Source organism: Sulfuriferula multivorans, assembly GCF_003851125.1.
In the GTDB taxonomy this organism is placed as follows: domain Bacteria; phylum Pseudomonadota; class Gammaproteobacteria; order Burkholderiales; family Sulfuriferulaceae; genus Sulfuriferula; species Sulfuriferula multivorans.
This window is the reverse complement of sequence record NZ_BGOW01000016.1, coordinates 33599-53428: the sequence shown is the minus strand read 5'-3', so window position 1 is coordinate 53428 and position 19830 is coordinate 33599. Positions and strand designations below refer to the sequence as shown.

The window sequence follows — 19830 nt, the reverse complement described above, 5'->3', positions numbered from 1 at the left end:
GATGTCATGTCGTTGATAGGCATCAGCCATTCGCGTCCACCGCAGTTTATGTAAAAAACTATTTTAACATATCACGTGACGACACTGTCTAGGAAAGGGATTGACGAATATTTAACTCTCCTGAGCGTTGCAGAGACCTGCGAATACCGGAGCATCGACTTTCTTGATTTTCTTTTGTCCGAAGAACGCGATGTTGACACGTTTGCCAAGCGGCGCAAATGGTCACGGGTTCATCAAACGATCTCAACGTGACGTTCGTAATATTCCTGACTGACCGCTTCACGCTACGGAGCAGTCGCTTAGATATTCCATCTTGATGGTCTCCTGTTGTGTAGGTTTGTTCGATGCCTGCCCTGACCGTGCAAGCGGCAGATGACCAGCCGAGGTGGGTGGGCAGGCGTTGGACAAACCCCGAGGGAGGAAACCGCGGAATGTATCGGCGCGGGTTGAGCAGGCTTACCGGGCTATGGGATTTGAAGGTTCGTACTCGTGCTGAGCGTGGCACTCAGCCCGGTCAATCGGCTGAGGATCGAGCTCAACGGCTTGGCACGGACTCCGGTGAGCGCAGTTATTCGCTGATGTATCGAGCCGGAAGGGCGGTTATTCCAGCGTAACGTAAAACCGTCCGCTATCGGCTCTGGATGCTGAAGAGACGACGGTTGGCTTGAGTGGCGAGATGATGTTGAGTTCATGCTGCGTTACGCAGCCCGGGTGGTGCACGGATCAGTTGCCCACGCACGAATATCTCGAGGATGCTCATGGCCGCGCCACAACAACGGCAAACGAAGGTTGGCGGCGTCGCTGGGAGCGCCGTCGACTCAACAAGCGGTTGCACATCGGCGCCATGAACCGCCTGGGCAAGTAGCTTCCGCACTCGCGCCAGATTCTCGCGGCGCCCGGCATTGGCGATCAAGCCATAGTGGCGGATACGGTGAAACCCGCCAGGCAGTACATGCAGCAGAAACCGCCGCATGAACTCCTCGGCGCTCAGCGTCATCGTCTTGTAGCGCGTTCGTCCCTTGACCCGGTAATCCTTCCAGCGAAACGTCACGCCACGCTCATCCAGCGCCACGAGCCGCCGGTTCGAGATCGCCACCCGGTGGGTATAACGCGACAGGTACGCCAGCACCGCCGCCGGACCGGCAAACGGACGCTTGGCATAGACCACCCATTCGCACTTGCGCATCGGTGCCAGCCACCTGGTGAAGCGCGTCGCCGCCGCCAGCGGCTCGTGCTCACCGAAGAAGCGTAGCTGCCCAGCTCGATGTGCTTTCTCCAGTTCTTCGAGAAAGCGCCGGCGAAACAGTCGTGAGAGCACGCGCACCGGCAGAAAGAACCCCGGTCTGCAACTGACCCAGCGTTCGCCGTCTGGGGACAGACCCCCGCCGGGGACGATCCCGTGCACGTGAGGATGATGCGTCAGCGCCGACCCCCAGGTGTGCAGGACCAGCGTCACCCCGATCTGCGCGCCCAAATGTTTCGGATCCGCCGCGATGGTGCCGAGCGTTTCGGCGGCCACCTCGAACAACAGGCGATAGATCACCGCCTTGTTGGTGTAGGCGATGGCGCTGATCGGCGCCGGCAGGGTAAAGACCACGTGGTAATACGCCACCGGAAGCAGGTCTGCCTGACGGGCTTCCAACCAACGCTGTGCCGCCTTGGCCTGACACTTCGGGCAGTGGCGATTGCGGCAGGAATTGTAGCTGATCTCGATATGCTCGCAGCTGTTACAGCGCAGCACGTGTCCCCCCAGCGCCGCGCTGCGGCACTGTTCGATGGCCGACATGACCTTGAGCTGTCCCAGACTCAGATGCTCGCGCTGAGACAAACGCCAGGCCGGACCAAAGGCGCGGAAGATATCCGCGACCTCCAGGGTCGGACGCCCCATGGAAGGAACTCGGTGGTTCTATTCCGGGTGCAGCATCTCCAGGGGGCTGACCACTTCGCGTAGGATGTCGGTGGCGACCTGGGTATAGAGCGCCGTCGTGTCCAATTGCTTGTGCCCGAGCAGCACCTGGATCACACGAATATCCACCTTCTGCTCCAGCAGGTGCGTCGCAAAGCAATGTCGAAGCGTGTGCATCGAGACGCGCTTGTCGATCTTCGCCTCCGCAGCGGCGGCATGGATAGCCCGGTTGAGCTGGCGGGTGCTGAGCGATTCGATCGGGTTGAGGCCCGGAAACAGCCAGCCGCCATCGAGCATCTTGCCCTGTGCGCGTGCCACACGCCACCACACTCGCAGGCGTTCGAGCAGCACCGGTGAGAGCATGGCGTACCGATCCTTGCGACCTTTGCCCTGTTCAACGCGCAGTGTCATGCGTTGGCTGTCAATGTCGCAAACCTTGAGCGCGACAACTTCGCTGGCGCGCAGTCCAGTTCCGTAGGCGAGCGACAGTGCCGTTTGATGCTTCAGGTTGCCAGACGCCGCGATCAGGCGACCCACTTCCTCGCGGCTTAATACTACGGGGAGTCTCTGCGGGACACGAACGGGCTGCATCTTGGCCATCAGCTCGGCACGATCGAGCGTGACGTCGAAGAAGAACTTCAATCCGGCAATCGCGGCATTGAGCGAGATCGGCGAAGTGCCGGTATCGACGAGGTGCAACTGATACCACCTCAGATCTTCTACGGTGGCCGTATCAGGCGAGCGGCCGAGAAACCCCGCGAATCGTTTCACGGCGCGCAGGTAACCGCTTTGTGTCTTGGCAGTGAATTTGCGCATCCGCATGTCGTCGATCATGCGCTGACGCAACGGCGATATCACCGGTGGTGTCGATGAGTCCATGGCTTGCTCCTGTCAAAAAAGAGGCGGATTGCCTCATCTTCAACATTGGCAGTTTCCGCGCCTGAGCAAAACCACCAGCGCTCGCATCACCCACTGCCGATCGCACATCCTTACCGCGCGAGCGGTTTAGTCCTCGGGTCGTTAACCGTCTTTGCTGATCCCCAGCTTTTAAATCAATACAACTGACAGCTTTGGACTGGAATCAGTAGTATGTTTGGATTGGCGTGCGTAGCTGTTTTAGCGCGGAACACCAGCGGCGTTCGCCCTGTCTGCGGCGGACTTAAAGACGCCCGCTACGCTTGATGTCCAGATAACGATTCACCAGCGCCACCGGCAGTTTCTCCGGCTCGACATCCACACCCAGCACGCCGTACGCTTTAATCGCCTCATGCGCCTTGCGCCGTTCCCCCAGATAAAGATGGGTCGCGCTATGGCGCAAGGCAGCGCTGAAATCCCTGACCGGTTCGGACAGAACATCGTTGATGATGCGTTCCTGCAGGCTGGCCAAAAGCACCAGATGGCGTTGCCGCATCAGATGCAATGCGGGCAACAGTTCGTCATTGTCTTCGTCACGCAGATTGGTGACGAGAACGACCAGCGAGCGCTTGTTGAGACGAGTCATCAATTGCGTGGCCGCATTCAGAAAATCCGGGCTGCTGGTTCCCGCCTGCAAATCGTAGACTGTATCGAGCAGGCTATTAATCACCCCGGCGCCTTTGCGCGGCGGCAAATAGCACGGCCGCCCCCCGAACGCCATCAGCCCCACCGTATCGCCCTGCCTTAAAGCCACATAGGACAACAGCAGCACTGCGTTCAGCGCGTGGTCAAAATGGCTCAGCTCTCCGTCTTTGGCGAGCATGCGGCGTCCGCAATCGATCAGGAACACCACTTGCTGGTCGCGTTCATCCTGATATTCGCGCGAGGTCAGTTTCTTCAGGCGCGACGTGGCTTTCCAGTCGATCTGGCGCAACATGTCGCCAGTCCGGTATTCACGCAGCTGGTGAAACTCCAGCTCTTCGCCGCGGCGCTGACGCAAACGTATGCCCATCATGCTGAGCCGGTTGTCGGTCGCAAACAACGCGTAACTGGTCATGGCAGCAAAGTTCGGATACACCTTGACGCACTCACCCGCACCCGCCCTGCGGCTGCGCCGCCATAGCCTGAGCGGCGAAGCAACCAGCAAACGGGTTGCAGCAAAACACTGTTCACCGCGTTCCGTCGGCTTGATTTCATAGCTGATTTCGGCCCAGCCTGAAGCTGGAATTTGCGTCTGCGCGGGCATGCCACGGACTTCGACATGCGCCGGGAAGTGGTCGAAAATCTCCAGCGCAATGGGCGATTTTGCAGCATGCTGAATGTGCAACCGCACCTCGCCCCAAACGCCCAGCGCGAGGGTGCCGGAAACCTGACGCAGCACGGATATTTCAGGTTGCCGCAATGTGGCAAGCAGGTCGACAGCGGCAACCAGCAGCATCAGCGCGCCGAGCCCTGTCCAGACCATCACCAGCGTCGGCCAGAACGCGGCAACCACACCTGCGGCCAGCCACAACCACAGCAGATGGAACAGTCGCTGTGCAGGTATCACGCGCGCGGCGCTTTCACTTTTTCCAGCATGGCTTTCAGCACATCGTCCGCGCTTTGACCTTCGATTTCCAGTTCGGGGCGCAACGCAATGCGGTGGCGCAAAGCGGCGATCGACACCGACTTGACGTCATCCGGGGTGACGAAATCGCGCCCGGCCAACAATGCCTGCGCGCGCGCCGCACGGATCAGGGCAATACCGCCGCGCGGTCCGGCGCCGATGGCGATCCCCGACCACTCGCGGCTCTGGCGCACGATTTGCACCGCGTAGTCGTTCACTTGCTGATCTACCCGCAGGCCCGCCACAATTCGCTGTATCCCCAGCACCGTCTGCGGCTTGACGACGGTGGCGACGCGTTCCACATTGAGCGCATCGCCGGTTTGACCGGCGGTCACGCTGGCCACCAGGGATTTTTCTTCGTCCTCGCCCGGATAGTCGATCAATATCTTGAGCAGAAATCGGTCAAGCTGGGCTTCCGGTAGCGGATAGGTGCCTTCCTGTTCGATCGGATTCTGCGTGGCAAGCGTCATGAACGGCGGTGCCAGCGTCATGGATTGTCCCTCGATGGTGACCTGGCATTCCTGCATCACTTCCAGCAGCGCGGCCTGGGTTTTGGCGGGCGCCCGGTTGATTTCGTCCGCCAGCAGCAGGTTGGTAAAAATGGGGCCTTTGCGGATGCTGAACTGCTCGCTTTTCAGATCGTAGAGCGCATGGCCGGTGATGTCGGACGGCATCAGGTCCGGGGTGAACTGGATGCGCGTGAACGCACCGTCGAAGGTTTTCGCCAGCGCCCGTACCAGCAAGGTTTTCCCAAGCCCGGGCACGCCTTCGATCAGGACATGGCCGCCGGCAAACAAGGCGATCAATACCTGGTCCACAGTCTCTGTCTGTCCGATCAGCGCCTTGGCGATTTCCGAACGCATGCGTTGGGCAATGGCGCTTGCCTGCGCAATTTTACTGGTTGCCGGGGCGGCTTCTGCTTCCAATGGGGTGGTTTCATTCATAGCGTTTTCCTTATCGTCTCCAGCAGGATGATTGCGTCGGTAAACTCGGTTTCATTCGGGGCATGCTGCTCGAACAGGGCTTTTTGAATCGCGCCGGGCGTTGTGTTGGACAACTCGGCGAGCTGCATGGTGAGTGCTTCCCGAGGCAGGCTGGCCAGCGCCGGGTGCCGAGACTCCAGCATCCGCAACAAGGCTGCGCGCGTGCCATTCAATAGTTTCGCACGCTGGCCCTGCTGCCACAGAAAGCGCCCGCTTGCTTCGATATGATCCAGCAGGCGGCGCCGTGCCAGCGGCGCTGCAGCACGTACAGGGCCTAATCTGCGGCTGCTTGACCACAGCCATGCGACCAGCAACAGGGCTGCGCTGACCAGCACCGGCCAGGCATTCGTACCCAGCCATTTCCACAGAGGCGGCATATCCCCGCCGTAGATCAGCCAGATTTCGCCTGGGTGCTGGTCGTGCGTCAGATACCACAAAAACGCCGCATTATCGTAACGGCCAATCGATGTATTGTGCATAAAATCCGCATCACTCAATACCGTCAGAAAACCTCTGCCCAAGTGATAGCGCAACATATGCCCGCCCATATCGGCGGCGCTGGCAGAATGTTTTTCCTTGCCGCGATATGCAAGCGTTGTGCACGGCTTGAAGGACACCTGCATAAAATCGCTGGCAGCGGAAATATCCACGTTGGTCGGCACAAAAGGTTCGCGCGCCTTGGCTGAATTGATCACGTTCCTCACCCCAAGCCCGCTCAATAACCAGTCTTGTGCAGTTCTGTTTTCGGTTGCCGAAGCGTCTGCGGGTATGACAATCAGGTGGCCGCCCGCACGTACCCAACCCAGCAGTACATTGGCTTGTTGAGGTCCTATCTCGTAGCGTTCGGTAGGTATCACCAAGGTGCCGTTGGAAGGCGGCAGGCCCACCAGGCTGGACATGCTTTTCGCCGGGCTGGTTTTGGTGTTCAGGAAACGTTCGGCAGCCAGCAGCGAGTTGTAACGCGCTTCGCCCTGGTAACCGACATGGACCTTACCGGAGACCAGTTCGAAATTCTTGTAAAACCAGTAGCCTCCCCATCCGATCAGGGTCATAAGCAATACAACGACGAGCCAGGGTCTTGCTCTCATGGCGTCGGCCTGAAATGAATATCCCAACTGCGACACAACTGCTGCATTTCCTCCGTGTGCGGATGGCGGCCTGCATAGGCGGTGTTTTGCCAGACGTGGGTTAATTGACAGAAGTAGTCGCCGGTTTCCTGGGTTGCCCCGGCACGGAATAGCCGCATGCAATCGCCTTCGGTTGCATTGGCACCCAAGGCTATTTTTTCACGCGTTACCCAGTAGGCCAGTGCACCGCGATAAAGCAGGCTCAAGGCCTCACGCTGCTGGCCCTCTTGCCATAATTTCCAGGCCTCTTTCGCGATATTTCCCGGTAACGATTGCGGCTGGATATCCAGCCCGAACAGTACTTGTACAGGCTGCGCCGGGCGCATTGCCGGTTTATGTTCGAACCAGCCGAGCCAGCGCTTGCGCTTTACGATCAGCCAAACGATGACCGCTGCCAGCAACAGCCACAGCAAGCCCTCGAAAATACGTGCCATACCCGGCACAATCCGGGCCAGAAATTTCAGCCATGCAGGGTCGCTATCAGGCTGCTTTTTGCTGGCTTGCTTACCCATGTATTTCCAGTGCTGCTCGACTTTTTCAGTCTGGAATTCGGGCTGTTTCAGCACGGCAGAAATCCGTTGCTTGAGTTGTTCCGGTGTCTGGGACGCAGCGACGGCCTGCGCGGGTGGCGCGGGTGACGTCGCAGCCACTGCGGCCATGGACTGCGCTGGAAAAATCAGTGCACCACCCAGCACACACACCATCAATATGGACATGAGCACCCCGGCAGATGCCGCGGACCTGGCGGATGGCTGGTGGCGCTGCGCCATGCGCCGGAACGCAATTTCGATGTCCCAACCTTCAAGCAGGGTACGGCGATTGAGGTACAGTGCGAAACCGGCGGCCACATAGAATGGTTCCATCGCGGTCATCGCTGCCAGATAAAAAACATGCTCCAAAACATCCTGCCAGGCGGCTGGATGGGTGGCGAAAAGCAGCTTGAAAAAATCGGCCTGCATTGTTTGCGGCAGCAAAAAATAAAGTAGCGCGAACAGGGCAATATTCAGCACGAATTCCAGGTTCAGACAAACCACCGTTAGCCATACCGCACCGTTGCGCGTCTTTTTTTGCAATACTTTCAGGCGTTGCCGGCGTGCCTTGCCGCGCAAACCTTCCAGATCCCGGACCGGCATGTTGAAAGAGCGCGCCAAATCGAAGCGGCCGAGCGTCAAATCCCACAGAAAGCTGTTGCGCCACAATGGCAAAACCGCCCTGATTGTCTCCCTGATCTTGGGCGGATCGCCGAATGTCGCACGGCTCAAAACATACAGCGGTATACGATCGAATAGCGGTTTTAACCACCACATCAGCAGCGGTGCCAGCCATTGCACTTCCCAGCACAACAGATTGATGAGCACGGCAACCGGCAGCACCACGGCCAGCCATGCACCGAATACCGGCTTCCACCAGGCATGCACCATGCTGAAGCCGAGATCGATCGCTTCCCAGAGGTTGCGCGGGCGCAATGCAACGGCCACCGACTCAAGCTGCACGATTGCGCCCCATGAATAAAAAGTAGGCGGCAACGCTCAGCCAGAGCAGCGCGCCCACCGCATATTTCACTGCCGGCGCAATCGCCTGGGAAGACGACCAGAATGCTTCAAGGAACGCGGCAATCAGCAACATGCCCACCACACCATAGACGATGCGTATGCTGATCTGCGCCGCTTCGCGCAAGGCGTTCAGGCGCGTCTTGTTTCCCGGCGACAGCAGCGCCAGACCCATTTTCAATCCGGCCATTCCCGACAGGACAATCGCCGTCAATTCGAATGCGCCATGCCCCACCACAAACGGATAAAACGTCGTGCCGTAGCCTATGCGCGTCAAATGTCCTGCGACTGTCCCGAGAATCAACCCGTTGTAGACCAGATAAAAAATACTGCCCAGGCCATACAGCAAACCGCCGGCAAATGTCTGAAAACTGATGCCGATGTTGTTCTTGATGTAGTAGCCAAACATCAGAAAATCTCCATCCGATTGCCGTTCCCGGCCGATGTGCGCCGCACCCGGGTTATACATGCCTTCGATGGAAACCAGGCTATGGTGATCCAGCATGGTGTAAACCATTTGCGGCGCATACTGCAGCGCTATTCCCATCAACAACGCCGGCAGGTAGAGCAGCGCGAAAGACAGCCAGAACAGGCGTGCCTCGGCACGGACCAGCGCCGGAAAACCGCCGCCAATAAAACGCAAAGTCTGGGACAGGAAAAAACCGCGCGCCTGGTACAAGTGCTGATGGCCATCGAGCACCAGCCGGTCGAGCCGGTCGATCAGATACGTGGCATATTGACGCTCCCTGGCCAGCGCCAGGTGGTGGCAAATCTGCCGGTAATATTGCGGAAATGCGCCCATATCACCGGTAGGCTGTGATTGCTTCGTTTTGCGCTGGTTGTCGAGAGCGGTCAACAGCCTTTCCATCCTCTGCCAAAGGGCCTCGTGCTGCATTTCGAAGTCTTGCTGTTTCATCGGCCGCTTAGTTTTTCTTGCCCAGCAGCCAGTTGGCCGTGGCATGCAGTTGGCTGATGCCGCTATTGCGCTGGTTTTCGCTGTTCGGGAATGCGATGTCCGCCAGCTCTTCCATACGTTCCGGCGACAATTCCCGAGACCGCTCGGCGAAATTGATCACCGCACGCTGCTCTTCCAGATTAAGCGTGAAATGGGGCGGCCGGGCTGGAACGGCAGGTATGGCGGCCGCCTTCGTTTTGGCATCCCGATACACCACGCGCGTCCCTGCGGCGATGTCGCCAAGGCGCTTGAAATCGGGATGAAGCAGCATGGATATCAGCCCGAAACCATACAGAACAGGCAGAAAATCCACGTAGCGCAGGAGATTGCGGATCATCGAAGCCGACCAGCCCACCGGGGTGCCGTCATCGTTGACCACACATAGCCCCATGGCGCGTTTGCCCGGCGTCACCCCGTGTCGATATACCTCGAACAGCACGGGATAAAACCATTCAATCAAAAACAAACCGACCAGCAGCAATCCCCAGCCGAACTTGCCGAGCTTGGACAACACGATGGCCAGCACAATATATACGCCGCCACGAATCAGCAAATCGATCATCCAGGCCAGGCTGCGCACCACCGGACCGGCCGCGCGCAGTCTCAGCTCGACGCCTTCCGGCGTCTCTATCGCACGATAGGTATCCAGCAAGACAAACTACCTGGATTGGGCAGCGGGTGCGGGCAGATTGTTTTGTGCAGCGGCTTGCGCCCTATGCACATAAGACTGGTACGCCGGGATCGCGATTGCCGCAAGAATGCCTATCATCGCTATGGCAAATATCGCAACGACCACCCATACCAATCCGCCGCGATTAGGCGGCGTTTGTTTGCCGAAGCGGTTCTCGCCTTCGGTACCGGGTACAAACCAGAAGATCAGGTTGAGCAATGGAATGAAGACCAGCAGCGCCAGCCAGCCAGTTTTGTCGAAATCATGCGCACGCTGAATCGTGAGCATGATGGACAACACCATGGCCAGGACATAGCCGATCCCCACCATTCCCATGAATATCCCGCGCGGCAATCCCAGGGCAAGCGCTACGCCACCTATCGCTGCGAAAGCCAGGTAGATGAGCATGCCGTAGCCCATGGAGTAACCCAGATATCTTAGCCGCCCGATTCGACCGCTGATCGACAAGACTTTTACTTCGGAATAATCGTCCTGACCTTGATGGTCGACATTGGATTGTGGAACCTGATATGGATTGGCCGAATTCATCGCGTATTCTCTCCCTGATGCAATTATTGGTTTTTAAGGCGCCCGGATTTGAACCTTACCCGGCGCCTTTGTTATATGTGTCATGCATGAACGCGCATCCATCATGCCTTGCGCAGAATACACCACGCCTGTTTCGTCTGTATACCCGCAGCATAAACAGAATGGAGGAAGATAAAAAAAGCCGCACCATGGTGCGGCTTTTTACCAGCTGAAACCCGCTTTAGCCGGCGTGCCTGTCGTGATGGTGTTCCATGCGGTCATGATGCAGATCATGACGGACATGGCGCAGATGGCGGCGATGATGATGCAGCGCGGCCCGGTCATGGGCAAGCTCATGACGTTGCTTGACAACGCCTGCAGCATCTCCCTCGCGTTTTTCATGGCGCAGTTCGCGCCGGTCCTGGTGGATGTCGCGCACGTCCTGACGCACGACACGTTGTCCGGCATGGGCTGCCTGCACATCGTGATGGATGTCGCCTTCCGCAGCGTAGGCGGCGGGAAGTGCGGCGATGGCAAGTACGGCACCTAAAGCAATCAAAGTGGATTTAAACATTGCGGTATCTCCTGTCTGTAAATGGATGATGTGATCATGTGCAACCACACTACAGATAACGCGCTCGGGCGAGCCGATGGGGGACAGGATTGTGTATCAAGTCGTGTCAAATCGTTTCAGGCTTGCTGTCTATGCAATGCGCCAATACCGCTTCCAGCAAGGCCGCACCCAGCCGTTTGCTGCGCGCAGCACTCCAGCCATGTTCCGGATCTGGCAGGTTGGCGTTGTCCTTGAACGGCATTTCCAGGGTGAGCGATACGCAGCCGAAGGCATGCCCCACATATTTGGATGCGAGGGTGAGCATCTCATCGGAAAAGCGATCCGGCGCGTAACCGTGTTCGCGTTGAAAATCCGGGCTGATCTGCAGCAGGCGCGCGAGAAATGCTTCCTGTTGCGCCACCAGACTGGCCGCATAACCTGGGATCATTTCACAACCGTCGACAAACACATACGGAATGGTCTCATCGCCGTGGATATCCAGAAACAGATCCACGCCGCTATCGTGCATGGCTTGTCGCGCATGCAGTACTTCCGGACTTCTTTCCAGGCTGGGCGCCATCCATTCGCGGTTGAGATTGGCGCCCGCTGCATTGCTGCGCAGATTGCCCAGCGCTGCGCCGTCCGGGTTCATGTTGGGTACGATATGCAGCGTGGCCAGTTGCGCGAGCTTGCGCGTCACCGGATCGGCGGGGTCGAGCAGGCGTTCGATCAATCCCTCGACCAGCCATTCGGTCATGCTTTCGCCCGGATGTTGGCGCGCAATGATCCACACTTGCTGCGCACCGCTGCCCCAGCTGAGCTTGTCGATATCCCGGCCCTGCAAACTGCTGCCCAGATGCATGACGCGCATTTCCGGTACCGCTTGGGCAATCAGGTCGAGATGGCGCTCCCATGAATACGGTTCGAAATAGGCGTAGTAAACGCTGTCACACTCGGCAGTGTGGCTGATAGTCAGCACTTTACCGTCGTATGCGGTGGGCACGCGAAACCAGTGGCGGCGGTCGTAGCTGGCGATGGCCTGGTAGCCATGCCAGCCGTCGCTGTAAGTGCAGTCACCGGCATTGAGCAGGCGCATCACCAGCGCCTGTCCGGCGACGCCACTCACACGAAAATGGAACCACTGGCGGAATTCGGCGGCACTGTCGCTGCGGATATTGAGACGGATGTCGGCAGGGTCGGCGGCGGCGAGAATTTCAATCGCGCCGGAATCAAACTGGCTGGAAATGTGCATGGCAGAATACTGGATCAAACATCATGATAAAAAAGGCGACGCCAGCGGCATCGCCTCTTGAAAATACACAAAATTACTTGGTCTTGCAGGTTTTGATGCCGAATGGCAAATAGGCCGGGCACCAGCCAATCAGTCCAGTAGCAAGCGGCACCACACCAATGTAGCCCCACCAGCCAATCTTGGCCGTGGCCGCCAGGCCAATGAGCACAATGCCAACAATGATGCGAAGTACGCGGTCAATGCCGCCAACATTACAGCTCATGGTGAACTCCTTGCGGGTGGATGGAATCTTCATTAAAGCACATGTTGGCAAATGTGTCGTAACCAACACCAGCAAGTTCTGACTTGAATCTGCCCATCGCGACACCTTAACCTGGCACCAAAGAATCACCTGCCTGGATTGGAGCATCCCGCACTACAGAAAATGCTTGTTCGCACCGTTAAGGTCATATGAATACAATCTGCCGGGGTATATAGGACCGTGCGCACATTTTCGATCCGAACCCATCTCCTGTTGTTGGTCCTGGCAGTGTCCGTTCCGCTCGTGGCGACCGTAGGCTATGTCATTTATTCCGACATGCAGCAGACCATCGCTTATACCAAGACTTCACTGCGAACACTGGTGAGTACCATGGCCAGTAACACGGGCGGCAGGATTGCCGATAATCGCCAGCTTCTCGAACGCCTTGCATCTCGCCTGTTCATCAAGCAGATTGATCCGAAAAACTGCGATAGAGTTTTGGAGGACATGCTGATTCTGAATCCGCACTACGCCAACATTGGGTATACGGACATGCACGGCCAAGGGATCTGTTCAGCGTTACTGCAACCAAACGGTAAACGGCTTAATGTCGGAAAAACACCCTGGTTCCAGAAGTTCCTGAAGGAGAGGCGCTTCAGCGTTGGGCAGCCGTTTTTTGGTCCGATTTCCCACAGGTGGGTCACCGTTCTGACCGCACCGATCTGGAACGAACGTCGCGAAATGGTCGGGGCGGTCAATCTGCCCCTCGACCTGCAAGTCCTTGATCCAAGGATTCCCGCTCATATGCTGCCACCCGGGAGCCACTACGGCTTCTTCAGTCAGGATGGCATGCTGGTCTGGCGCGATTCTGACCAGGCTGCCATGGGTACGCGGCCGAAAGCGGATGCGGCCAGGCAGATTGTCAAAACAGCTAATGGCGAATTTGAAAGCCGGGCGGCGGACGGCGTAACGCGTTACTTTTCGGTGGTGTCGATGCCGGAAGCAGGGTGGATTGCCTATGTGGGCGTCCCCGTGTCGACGATTTACGCCGAAGCCAGACAGCGTGCGATAACCGCCTCGGCTATCGTACTGGCCGTCATTGTCTTGCTGTTTGCTCTAGCCATTTCCATTGCACGCCGGATTGCCAAACCGGTGGCGGAACTGGAAAGGACTGCGCAAGCAGTTCAGGGTGGGGACTTCGGGGTCAGGGCAGCAACTGAAGGTCCAAGTGAAATCGCGGCCGTGGCACAGGAATTCAATGCCATGGTCGATTCCCAGCAACGCAATATTGCTCAACTCCGCATAGCCGCGGCAGCTTTTGAATCGCAGGAAAGCATGATGGTGACCGATGCCAAAGGGGTCATCTTGCGCATCAACAAGGCATTTACCGAGACCACGGGCTACACGCCTGCGGAGATTGTGGGTCAAACACCGCGCCTGCTCAACTCGGGCCGCCACGACGCAGATTTTTTTCGATCGATGTGGGAAGCCATCCACCGTACCGGTGGATGGCAGGGAGAGCTATGGGACCGGCGCAAAAATGGCGAAGTTTATCCAAAATGGCTCACCATCTCTGCAGTGAAGGACGATGATCATACCGTCACCCATTACATCAGTACGCATTTCGACATTTCCGAACGCAAGCAAGCCGAAGAAAAGATCAATGAACTGGCCTTCTTTGACCAGTTGACCGGCCTGCCCAACCGGACACTTCTGCTGGATCGCCTGAATCTGGCCATGTCCACCAGTACCCGCAGCGGCAGTTTCGGTGCGCTGCTGTTGATCGATCTCGATAATTTCAAGACCCTTAACGATACCCTCGGCCATGATATGGGCGACTTGCTGCTGAAGCAGGTTGCACAACGCCTGACCGCATGCGTTCGTGCGGGGGAAACCGTGGCGCGGCTGGGAGGCGATGAATTTGTGGTCATGCTGGCGGACCTGAGCATGTCTGAAATAGATGCCGCCACCCGAGCCAAAACTGTCTGTGAAAAAATTCGCTCCGCCTTGAACCAGGCATATCAGCTCAACAGCTTGATTTACCACATTACACCGAGTATCGGCGCCACCTTGTTCAGAGGTCATTTCGTGAGCATCGATGATCTGGTGAAGCAGGCCGATCTCGCCATGTACAAATCCAAGGAAACCGGGCGCAATGCCATTCATTTCTTTGATCCAGCCATGCAGGCCAGCATTGTTGCGCGAGTCAATATGGAAACGGATTTGCGCAGGGCAATCGAGGAAAATCAATTCCGGCTTCACTATCAGGCCCAGGTGGTCGGCGCAGGCCGTGTCACCGGCGCCGAAGCACTGGTGCGCTGGCAGCACCCCCAGCGCGGCCTGGTATCTCCTGCCGAATTCATTCCCCTGGCCGAAGAAACCAGATTGATTTTGCCACTGGGTCTATGGGTTCTGGAAACTGCTTGCACCCAATTAGCCGTATGGGCCGGCCAACCCAGGATGGCTGATCTCACTCTTGCGGTGAATGTCAGTGCACACCAATTCCGCCAGGCCGATTTCGTCGATCAAGTGCTGTCAACGCTCAAAAACACGGGTGCCAATCCGCATCGATTGAAACTGGAGCTGACCGAAAGCCTGCTGGTAGAAAACGTGCAGGACATTATCGAGAAAATGTTCGCGCTGAAGGCCAAGGGCGTGGGCTTCTCACTTGATGATTTCGGTACCGGATATTCTTCGTTGTCTTACCTGAAGCGCATGCCGCTGGATCATTTAAAGATCGACCAGTCATTTGTGCGCGATGTGCTCAGCGACCCCAACGATGCTGCCATAGCCAGAACCATCGTAGCGCTCGCCCAGAACCTGGGGCTGGGTGTGATCGCAGAAGGAGTTGAAACAGAGGCGCAACGAGACTTTCTGGCGAGCTCAGGCTGCCATGCCTATCAGGGTTATTTCTTCAGCCGGCCCTTACCCATAGACGACTTCGAGGAGTTTGCGCAACGGCTTTTACCCTCAGTGATAAGCCAATTCTCGTCAGCGCAAGCGCACTTCCAAGGCTTAACCGCCGCGTGACTCTGGTGCGACGGCCAGCATCAACCGCTTCATCTCGCGCACCGCTGCTTCCCAGCCCACGAACAGGGCATGCGCGACAATCGCGTGGCCGATATTGAGTTCCGCCACACCGGGGATGGCGGCAATGTCCTGCACATTATGGTAGTGCAGGCCGTGCCCGGCATTCACCTGCAAGCCAATACGGTTGCCATATTCCACCGCCGCGACAATACGCTGTAATTCACCGGCCTGATCTGCGCGGCTGTGTGCATCGGCAAAACGGCCGGTATGAATTTCCACCACCGGCGCGTCACAGGCGCGTGCGGCGTCGAGCTGGCGCGGATCGGCATCGATAAATAGCGAAACACGGATTCCGGCCTCGCCCAGCACGCCGCAGGCACGCTTGACCTTGTCAAGCTGGCCGGCCACGTCCAGCCCGCCTTCGGTAGTGAGCTCCTCGCGTCGCTCCGGCACCAGGCAGGCGTCCTGCGGCATGACGCGGCAGGCGATGCCGAGCATCTCGTCGGTCACCGCCATTTCCAGATTCATGCGCGTGGTGAGCACTCGGCTCAAGGTATCCACATCGTGGTCCTGGATGTGGCGGCGGTCCTCGCGCAGGTGCAGGGTAATCGCGTCCGCACCGGCGGATTCAGCCACCAGCGCGGCCTGTACCGGGCTCGGATAGCGCGTGCCGCGTGCCTGGCGGATGGTAACGATGTGGTCGATGTTGACGCCGAGCTGGATCATAGCTGTTGCAAATCCTTTAGAAGTTCACGGGCATGCAGGATTTGCCCGCCCAGGTGATGGTTGATAATAAGCCGCATCAGCTGCTTGCTTTGCGTCAGGGTAACCGGGTCACGGTAATCGTCTGCCGCCATATCGAGCAGGGTCTTGCCGGACAACCGCATGTCAGCGTGACCATTGGCGCGTTGGACAGGCAGCGCACCGCGATCGAGCACATAGACATAGTCCTGCTGCGCCCGCACAGCCTGCCCGGAATCCGCCTCGAATTCGAATGGCTGCGCGTAGCCCAGTTCTGCCAGCAGACGTTTTTCAAAACGGCGCAGAATGGCGGCGTAGGCGCTTTGCGGCATCGGACTGGACAAGGCCTGCAACGCGGCCTGGTAATCGGCGAACAGGTTCTCGTGCGGATCTTCGCGCGCCAGCAATTTCAGCATCAGTTCGTTGATATAAAATCCGCACAGCAGCCCCATGCCCTGCGGTAACGCCAGGCCGCCCTGCCACTCGGCGCGGTGCAGCGTGCGCAACTCACCCTTGCCGGCCCACGACAGCAGCAATGGCGTAAACGACTGCACCAGACCGCGCAATTGCGAGCGTGGCCGACGCGCGCCGCGCGCTACCAGAGCGACCCTTCCGTATGCATGGGTGAAAGTTTCCACAATCAGGCTGGTTTCACGGAACGGGTAGCTATGCAGTACAAAGCCTGCGGCGTTGTCGACGCGGCTGCGTTCCGGGGCAAGTGTGGCGGGGCGTGCGTTCATGCTCTGAAAAAATACTTTGCCACAGAGCACACGGAGGAAATGGGGTTCGCAGGGATGGGCGACGCGTCGTCCAACTCGCAAAAACCGCTGTGGTGCTCTTTGTGGCCGAAGCTGTCCTTAACGTTCATTCATAACCCAGCTGTTTCAATATGCGTTCACTGTCAGCCCAGCCGCCTTTGACCTTGACCCACAGCTCCAGATAGACCTTGCCGCCGAACAGTTTTTCCATGTCGAGACGCGCGGCGGTGCCGATTTCCTTGAGCTTGGCACCCTGATGGCCGATCAGGATGCCTTTCTGGTTGGGCTTGTCGACCAGAATACCGGCAAAAATGCGGCGCATCTCGCCTTCCTGCTCGAATTTTTCGATAATCACGCTGGCGGAATATGGCACCTCTTCGCCGGACAGGCGGAACACTTTTTCGCGCACGATTTCAGCGGCCAGAAAACGCTCGCTCTTGTCGGTGATTTCGTCTTCGCCAAACATCGGCGGCGCCTCAGGCAGGTGCTTGCGAATTTCTCCCAGCAAGCCCGGCACATTGTCGCCATCGCAAGCCGACAACGGCACCACGGCGGCAAACGGGAACACTTCACTCATCTGCGCGATAAATGGCAACAGTTGGTCTTTGTCCTTGATCAGATCCAGCTTGTTCAACACCAGGATCACCGGCATGTCACGCGGCAGCAATGCCACCACCTGACGGTCGCGCGCGTCGAAGTGGGTGCCATCCAGCACGAATAGCACGACGTCGGTGGAGCGCAGGGCGTCCACCACGGTCTTGTTCATACCGCGGTTGAGCGCATTGCTGTATTTGGTCTGGAAACCAGGCGTATCAACGAAAATAAACTGCGCATCCGGCGTGGTGTGAATACCGTGGATGCGGTGACGCGTGGTCTGCGCCTTGCGCGAGGTGATGCTGACCTTGGCGCCGACAATGTGATTGGTCAGCGTGGATTTGCCCACGTTGGGGCGGCCGACTATGGCGATGTAACCGGTACGGAAGTCTGGCGCTGCTGTATGCATTTCGTATCCCGTTTAGAGCTTTCCGCCACAGAGAACACGTAAGCCTCAGCGCAAATCTTTGCTGATCGCTTCTCGCTGCGTTCTTTGCGGCCAATCGCTTTTGAATTTAAGCGTTGCCGGAATTTTTACCTGCAACGACTATCAGATTATAGGCGGCTTGTGCGGCTGTTTGTTCTGCGGCGCGGCGGCTGGCAGCTTCACCCTGGGTGCAAATCTGCAGTGCCGGAATACTGCAGGTCACCCGGAAAGTTTGCGCATGGGGATCGCCCATGGTACCGGCCAGTTCATAAGCGGGTAGCGGCAGGCGGCGGCTTTGCAGGATTTCCTGGAGCAGCGTCTTGGCGTCCTTGGCAGGCAACTCGGGATCGATATCCGCCAGTTGCGGGGCATACAGCGCATGAATGACACGTTCCGCTTCGGCAAAACCGCCGTCGAGAAAAATTGCGCCGAACAGCGATTCCAGTCCATCGGCGAGTATGGAAGGCCGATTGCGGCCACCGCTTTTCACTTCCCCGTCACCCAGCTTCAGCAGCGTCCCCAGGCCCAGCGTGACGGCAATTTCAAACAGGCTTTGCTGGCGCACCAGGTTGGCGCGTAAACGGGATAACACGCCTTCCGGCAAATCGGGAAAATGCACGTACAGCAGGTGCGCGACGGCACAGTTAAGCACGCTGTCGCCGAGGAATTCCAGGCGTTCGTTGTGCGGCGCGCCGAAACTGCGATGCGTCAACGCCTGATGCAGGTGGTGCGGCTGGCGAAATGTATAGCCTATCGCCTGTTCAATCGCAGTCAAATGCTGTGCTTCGCACTATTGCGCGGCGTCCGGCGCAGTCGAAGCCTCCGGCGCAGTCGAGGCGGCAAAATCCATATACAGGCCCAGATTGCCGAACAATGGTTTGTCCACCCGGTACTTGGCGGAGACAACCAGCTGGCCTCCGGTGCGCGAGATGTCCAGATCCTCCGATTTAACCGCAGTAATATTGTCAATGCCGGAGCGGCGCGCATAGGACAAGCGCACATCGTCATTCGTGGCATCTTTCATCGCCGGGTCGGCGGCCATGGCGCTGAATACTTTTTTGATTGAATAATACTCGATGTAAGCCGGCACTATTTTCATGACGACGATCGCCGCGAACACGATCATGATGCCCACAAACAGCATTCCGATCAACGTTGCCCCCTTTTGCTTGTGCATGATATTTTCCTTATTCAATCATGTGGCCGATACGTTTGAGATCATCGAAATTCCACCAGACCATGAAGGCTCTCCCGACAATGTTACGATCCGGCACAAAGCCCCAATAGCGGCTGTCGGTGCTGTCGTCGCGGTTATCGCCCATCATGAAATAATAACCCTGAGGCACCTTGCAGGTGAAACCTGCATCATTGTAATCGCAATTTTCGCGGTACGGAAACTGGCTGTCCACCTGGCTCAAATCGATGCTGGGCCGGTCTGACTGGGTAATGATTTCATGCAAATGCTGGCCGAGCTGCTCCTTGTACTGCTCGGTGCTGACATAGTTCAGCCCCCTGCCAATATAGTTATAAGAACCGTCATTGATTGTCACCAGGGGTTTGCCATTGATGGTGAGCCGCTTGTTACGATAGGTCACCGTATCGCCGGGCACGCCGACCACCCGTTTGATATAGTCAAGCGACGGATCTTTTGGGTAACGGAACACCATCACATCCCCTTCTTTAGGCTCGCCCACATTGAGGATTTTCTTGTTGATAATGGGCAGACGGATGCCGTAGGTATATTTATTCACCAAAATGAAATCCCCAACCAGCAGGGTCGGTATCATCGAACCGGATGGTATTTTGAACGGCTCGACCAGGAACGAACGCAGCATGAATACTGCGAGGATGACCGGGAAGAAACTCTTGGCATACTCGGTCAATACCGGCAACTTGGCGTCTTTGGGCCGCTTAGCTTTGAAAAACAGACTGTCCAGCAACCAGATCACCCCGGTGATGACCAGCGCGACAAACATGATAAGTGCGAAGTCCAT

At 57.5% G+C, this 19830-nt stretch carries 19 protein-coding genes; 1 reads left to right on the top strand and 18 read right to left on the bottom strand.

Annotated features, from left to right (window positions below):
- Positions 1-688: 688 nt before the first annotated feature.
- The 12 genes from EI185_RS09680 to EI185_RS09625 form a co-directional block, all read right to left on the bottom strand.
- Positions 689-1888 (bottom strand): IS91 family transposase, encoded by a 1200-nt coding sequence (locus tag EI185_RS09680; protein WP_124704946.1) that lies wholly within the window; start codon positions 1886-1888, stop codon positions 689-691.
- 18 nt (positions 1889-1906) lie between these two features.
- Positions 1907-2785, bottom strand: coding sequence for a tyrosine-type recombinase/integrase (locus EI185_RS09675; RefSeq protein ID WP_124704945.1), 879 nt, complete (start codon positions 2783-2785; stop codon positions 1907-1909).
- A 280-nt stretch (positions 2786-3065) separates the two neighbouring features.
- Entirely contained in the window at positions 3066-4370 is a 1305-nt protein-coding gene (locus tag EI185_RS09670; RefSeq protein WP_124704944.1) for a DUF58 domain-containing protein, read from the bottom strand.
- Positions 4367-5371, bottom strand: coding sequence for an AAA family ATPase (locus EI185_RS09665; RefSeq protein ID WP_124704943.1), 1005 nt, complete (start codon positions 5369-5371; stop codon positions 4367-4369). The genes EI185_RS09670 and EI185_RS09665 overlap by 4 nt, the downstream gene beginning before the upstream one ends.
- Positions 5368-6498 carry a DUF4350 domain-containing protein gene (locus tag EI185_RS09660; protein ID WP_124704942.1) on the bottom strand — a complete coding sequence of 377 codons (1131 nt, stop codon included), beginning with the start codon at positions 6496-6498 and terminating at the stop codon, positions 5368-5370. Before EI185_RS09660 ends, EI185_RS09665 begins: the two co-directional genes overlap by 4 nt.
- Positions 6495-8030 carry a hypothetical protein gene (locus tag EI185_RS09655; RefSeq protein ID WP_124704941.1) on the bottom strand — a complete coding sequence of 512 codons (1536 nt, stop codon included), beginning with the start codon at positions 8028-8030 and terminating at the stop codon, positions 6495-6497. The genes EI185_RS09660 and EI185_RS09655 overlap by 4 nt, the downstream gene beginning before the upstream one ends.
- On the bottom strand, positions 8020-8982 hold the full coding sequence (locus tag EI185_RS09650; RefSeq protein WP_502697135.1) for a stage II sporulation protein M: 963 nt from the start codon (positions 8980-8982) through the stop codon (positions 8020-8022). The genes EI185_RS09655 and EI185_RS09650 overlap by 11 nt, the downstream gene beginning before the upstream one ends.
- Positions 8983-9010: 28 nt before the next feature.
- A complete protein-coding gene (locus EI185_RS09645; RefSeq protein ID WP_223247769.1) occupies positions 9011-9694 on the bottom strand; it encodes an RDD family protein in 684 nt (227 codons plus the stop codon).
- Between the two features lie 6 nt (positions 9695-9700).
- Positions 9701-10261 (bottom strand): DUF805 domain-containing protein, encoded by a 561-nt coding sequence (locus EI185_RS09640; RefSeq protein ID WP_124704939.1) that lies wholly within the window; start codon positions 10259-10261, stop codon positions 9701-9703.
- A 220-nt stretch (positions 10262-10481) separates the two neighbouring features.
- Positions 10482-10814, bottom strand: a complete 333-nt coding sequence (locus tag EI185_RS09635; RefSeq protein WP_124704938.1) for a hypothetical protein — start codon at positions 10812-10814, stop codon at positions 10482-10484.
- Positions 10815-10920: 106 nt separating this feature from the next.
- Positions 10921-12045, bottom strand: a complete 1125-nt coding sequence (locus EI185_RS09630) for a M14 family metallopeptidase (protein ID WP_124704937.1) — start codon at positions 12043-12045, stop codon at positions 10921-10923.
- 73 nt (positions 12046-12118) lie between these two features.
- Entirely contained in the window at positions 12119-12307 is a 189-nt protein-coding gene (locus EI185_RS09625) for a YgaP family membrane protein (RefSeq protein ID WP_124704936.1), read from the bottom strand.
- Positions 12308-12574: 267 nt separating this feature from the next.
- Between EI185_RS09625 and EI185_RS18040 the strand changes: the two genes are divergently transcribed.
- Positions 12575-15316, top strand: coding sequence for a bifunctional diguanylate cyclase/phosphodiesterase (locus EI185_RS18040; protein ID WP_189836362.1), 2742 nt, complete (start codon positions 12575-12577; stop codon positions 15314-15316).
- On the opposite strand, the gene pdxJ is transcribed toward EI185_RS18040, so the two are convergent.
- The 6 genes from pdxJ to lepB all read right to left on the bottom strand — a co-directional run bounded on the left by pdxJ (position 15302) and on the right by lepB (position 19830).
- Positions 15302-16042 carry a pyridoxine 5'-phosphate synthase gene (gene pdxJ, locus EI185_RS09615; protein WP_124704935.1) on the bottom strand — a complete coding sequence of 247 codons (741 nt, stop codon included), beginning with the start codon at positions 16040-16042 and terminating at the stop codon, positions 15302-15304. The genes EI185_RS18040 and pdxJ overlap by 15 nt on opposite strands.
- The gene (gene recO, locus EI185_RS09610) at positions 16039-16797 is read right to left on the bottom strand and encodes a DNA repair protein RecO (protein WP_124704934.1); all 759 of its coding nucleotides are present in this window, start codon (positions 16795-16797) and stop codon (positions 16039-16041) included. Before recO ends, pdxJ begins: the two co-directional genes overlap by 4 nt.
- A 124-nt stretch (positions 16798-16921) precedes the next feature.
- Positions 16922-17818, bottom strand: a complete 897-nt coding sequence (gene era / locus EI185_RS09605) for a GTPase Era (protein ID WP_124704933.1) — start codon at positions 17816-17818, stop codon at positions 16922-16924.
- Positions 17819-17924: 106 nt separating this feature from the next.
- The gene (gene rnc, locus EI185_RS09600; RefSeq protein WP_124704932.1) at positions 17925-18611 is read right to left on the bottom strand and encodes a ribonuclease III; all 687 of its coding nucleotides are present in this window, start codon (positions 18609-18611) and stop codon (positions 17925-17927) included.
- Between the two features lie 15 nt (positions 18612-18626).
- On the bottom strand, positions 18627-19013 hold the full coding sequence (locus EI185_RS09595; protein WP_124704931.1) for a DUF4845 domain-containing protein: 387 nt from the start codon (positions 19011-19013) through the stop codon (positions 18627-18629).
- Positions 19014-19023: 10 nt separating this feature from the next.
- Positions 19024-19830, bottom strand: coding sequence for a signal peptidase I (lepB, locus tag EI185_RS09590; RefSeq protein WP_124704930.1), 807 nt, complete (start codon positions 19828-19830; stop codon positions 19024-19026).